Origin of the sequence: Sedimenticola hydrogenitrophicus (assembly GCF_029017505.1) — a bacterium.
Lineage (GTDB): Bacteria > Pseudomonadota > Gammaproteobacteria > Chromatiales > Chromatiaceae > Sedimenticola > Sedimenticola hydrogenitrophicus_A.
In genome coordinates this window covers 1-3,515 of record NZ_JAQGEI010000077.1, presented here as the reverse complement: position 1 = coordinate 3,515, position 3,515 = coordinate 1, and the positions used below count along the sequence as shown (strand labels likewise).

Genomic DNA, 3,515 nt, shown 5'->3' with positions numbered 1-3,515 from the left:
GCCCGGTTGAGTTCGGTTAGTGAAAAGAAGGTACGGTTCCGTAGCGCCGCCAATATCCATCGTTCGACCACCTGCACCCCGCTCTCGGCCTTACTCTTGTCCTGAGGTCGACGGACACGAGCAGGTATGACAGCCGTCCCGTAATGGTTGGCCAAATCCAGGTAGGTTGGGTTGAGATCCGGCTCATAGCGATGAGCCTTGGTGACGCCGCCCTTCAGGTTATCCGGGACAATGATTTCAGTAACACCACCAATGAACGCAAAGGCGCGTACGTGTGAGCCGATCCAGTCGGGTAGCTGTTGTGACCAAGTGGCCTCGGCATAGGCATAGCTGGAGGCCCCCAGCACGGCAACGAAGATCTGTGCTGAACGTATTTCACCGGTGGAGCGGTTCACCACCTCCGCAGTCTGCCCGGCATAGTCGACAAACAGTTTTTCCCCGGCGCGGTGCTCTTGGCGCATGACCAGGTCAAGCTTGCCCTTCCAGTCACGATACTGGTCACAGAACCAGCTGTACTGAAAGCCGTCTGGATGTTCGGCTTTGTACTCCTGCCATAACAAAAACAGGGTTACGCCGGGGCGGCGCATCTCTTGCTGAACGTAGGGCCAATCCGGAACAGCGCGTTCCGTGAAGGGAATGGTAGGCTGCGGTGGATACAGTCGCTGCTCCAGCTCCGTATCGCTCAACTGAGGCAGTGGCCAAGGCAGCCCTGATTCGATGAATCGCCGCTCATACTCACTGACGGTGCTGCGGGCTACTTGGGTACTGTGGGCTATCTTTCGAGCCGAAAGTTTTGTCTCAAACTTGAGTCGAAGAATCTCTCTAATTTTACGCATGGATGCACGCTCCATCTCAAACCCCTTTTCCGAAAAAAAGGTTCGATCATAGTGAACGAAATCCTGCGCCGCTCCTCTGCCCTCAAGAGGGTGGCCGAATGGCCGTGGAATCAGTGGCCGAATGTTTATGGAATGGGTGGCCGAATCAGTGTGGAATCAGTGGCCGAATGCTCGTGGAATGGGTGGCCGAATGAGACCGGAATACCCAACAATCATCTTCTTTTGCCATCCTTAAAACTTGTTTCAGAAGTCATATGAAGCGATATGCGCCAGCTTAAATCATTTGCATATGAAATCATTCAAATTCATATACACCCCCTATCTAATCGCCTCATTGAATGCATCATCCAATTTTCTGGGCTTTTCTACAGCCTCAACGCTGAGCTAAATGGCGCCAATGTAGCGGAGTGGAATTGGCGTCCATTTTGAGCGCCGTGTTAAATTCATATGGCCGAAAATGGGATTACACATTCTTTACTCGTGACAAGAGAGACCATTTGATAAAGATATTGCCTAGGCGAAAGACTCACAAACTCGCTCACTAGCGGACGTAATTCTCCATCAAGAAGCGATTTTATCTCTAGTGGCCTGTATCTTGCGGCACTCCCGAGGTAAAACATTGCTAGTAGCGTATAGCAAATGCTTGGGAATTTACCTGGCCTCAAATCAACATAATATCGATACCCTTGGGTCGTAAGAATAGTAACGATGTCGTGCTTCTTGTACTCAGCCAGAATATTTTTGTAGATACGCCCGAGGTTGTCTTTTGTGTATGATTTTCTTCGTTTAGCGCGATAAACCACCATTCCTTGTCTTGGATACCCTTCCTTGAAATATTTGGTTCTCTCGCCTTTAAGAAATCTATTTGTCTCTACTTTCGACTCCTGTTCCTTCTGAAATACTATTTCAGTAAATATCTTGTCGCGCGCACCATTAACCTGAAACTCAATGTTTATTGGCAGAAGTTTGCGCTTCTTGATATGCCCAAGGCTTGTATAAATCCCATGAATTTCTGGCACGTGGGATAAAGCCTGTTGAAAATTAACCTCGATCGGATGAATAATTGGTGACCCGAGATTTTCGGAAAACGATGAAAATATGTTTATAGCATCTTTCATTCGCCCTTTAACTTCAACAGTATTTACCTTACCTAGAGGAAGGTTCAAGCCGTGGTGTTCATGAGTTGTTTCTAGCTGGACATCATTCAAGCTAAGGTAGCATTTCGCTAAGTCTAGCATTCCGTAATAAAGTAAAGTCCCCTTGGCTGGCAAAGGAATGCTTTCAGCCGCATTGTAGAAATCTTCAGCCAGACCCGCGAAATACAAAGCACGCTCAATCTTTTCTTTGTTGTTGCCGCGAGACTTAGACAACTTAACCTGTAGATGTGAGCTCAGGAATGCCCATGGATCACTGGCAAGAATGTGCTGTTCACCAGCCTCAAGGCCAACAAACGAATATCTCAATTTGTTGTATTTATAGAGAGCGACTTCGCCTTTCTCAATATTTGGAGGCACACCGGTTTCCTTTTGAATTTAACATTTAAGCGGTTGAAAAGGTGACGGAGGGAATAAACTTTATTCCCTCCGTCACCTTTTTCTTGCCTTTTTCTTTTCCTTCTTCCTTCCGACTTTAATTGCTAAAATTTGTCGCCCGTATAAAACTCACCGTCGATGTGGAGCTTCAAATTTACATTCCAAATAGCGTAACAAAACACCTCCACAAGCTTCTCGCTCCCGTCAATTAGCAACCGCTTCGCTATAGCTGGTGATACCTTGTCAAGCCGAAAAATGGTTGTATCCCGCCCAACAATCTCGCCGTTCAGGAACAACTTAATACCGCCTGTCCATGTATTCTCCAAAACCAACTCATCCTTGCCGATGGAGGTTCTGACGATCTTTTTTGGCATAACCTATTCCCCATTTTCTAATTAACATTTGCATAATGGGCGCGGCATAAGGAGCGTCCCAGTGAGCGGAGCGAACGAATTAATGCACTTGTTAGCTTTTATCTTTTGATGCATAAGAAATATTACTCATGCGGTATCGAGAAAGGCATTGGTGGAGTAAGTTCACTTATATTACCTCCCCGCGAGGCATACTCTGATGCAACAATTCCCCATAATGATTTACACATTTCTGAAAAGTGGCAGCATTCAATGAATGCTTCGCTTCTAATTTTAGTTTCAATTGATTTATTTATCTTGTCGATCTCATTCGGCAACTTATCAAGCGAATGCCATACTTTTGCCGGAAAAACCCCAAGCTTAACAAGCTCTTGTTTTAAATGCGCATATTCTTTGAATTCGATTTTATTTGACGGACCCATCGGCATATCTAGTGGGCCAAATTTTGGCTTTGATGCGTATACCGTCCCTTCTTCCCAACAATGCAAAATACCATTCGTAAATACACCTAAATGACTAAGAATAATATTTTCTGTTTCACTATTTTTATGATGAATGGCTCTTTGGAAGTCTTCCTTGCTTCGACTTTTTGCTAGAAAGTGAGAGATTAATTGACTTAATAAAAAACCAATCGTTCCCGCTGAGAGTAGCTGAGGAAAATTAGATGTTATATATGTCATTATTTCGTTAAATGTCCCAGACATAATTACTTATATTTCCACAAGTGATTTATAGAGCTAACCTTTTAGCATTTATGCCGCGCATCTTAAGAGGTC

4 protein-coding genes are annotated in these 3,515 nt (G+C 45.1%); all 4 read right to left on the bottom strand.

The window, feature by feature from the left end:
* A partial coding sequence (istA, locus tag O9K64_RS23210) for an IS21 family transposase (protein ID WP_275100500.1) occupies positions 1–851 on the bottom strand: 851 nt, incomplete at its 3' end.
* 428 nt (positions 852–1,279) lie between these two features.
* The gene (locus O9K64_RS23205; RefSeq protein ID WP_275100499.1) at positions 1,280–2,350 is read right to left on the bottom strand and encodes a YaaC family protein; all 1,071 of its coding nucleotides are present in this window, start codon (positions 2,348–2,350) and stop codon (positions 1,280–1,282) included.
* 122 nt (positions 2,351–2,472) lie between these two features.
* On the bottom strand, positions 2,473–2,742 hold the full coding sequence (locus O9K64_RS23200) for a hypothetical protein (RefSeq protein ID WP_275100498.1): 270 nt from the start codon (positions 2,740–2,742) through the stop codon (positions 2,473–2,475).
* A 122-nt stretch (positions 2,743–2,864) separates the two neighbouring features.
* Complete coding sequence (locus O9K64_RS23195) at positions 2,865–3,443, bottom strand: hypothetical protein (protein ID WP_275100497.1); 579 nt, start codon at positions 3,441–3,443, stop codon at positions 2,865–2,867.
* Positions 3,444–3,515 lie beyond the last annotated feature (72 nt).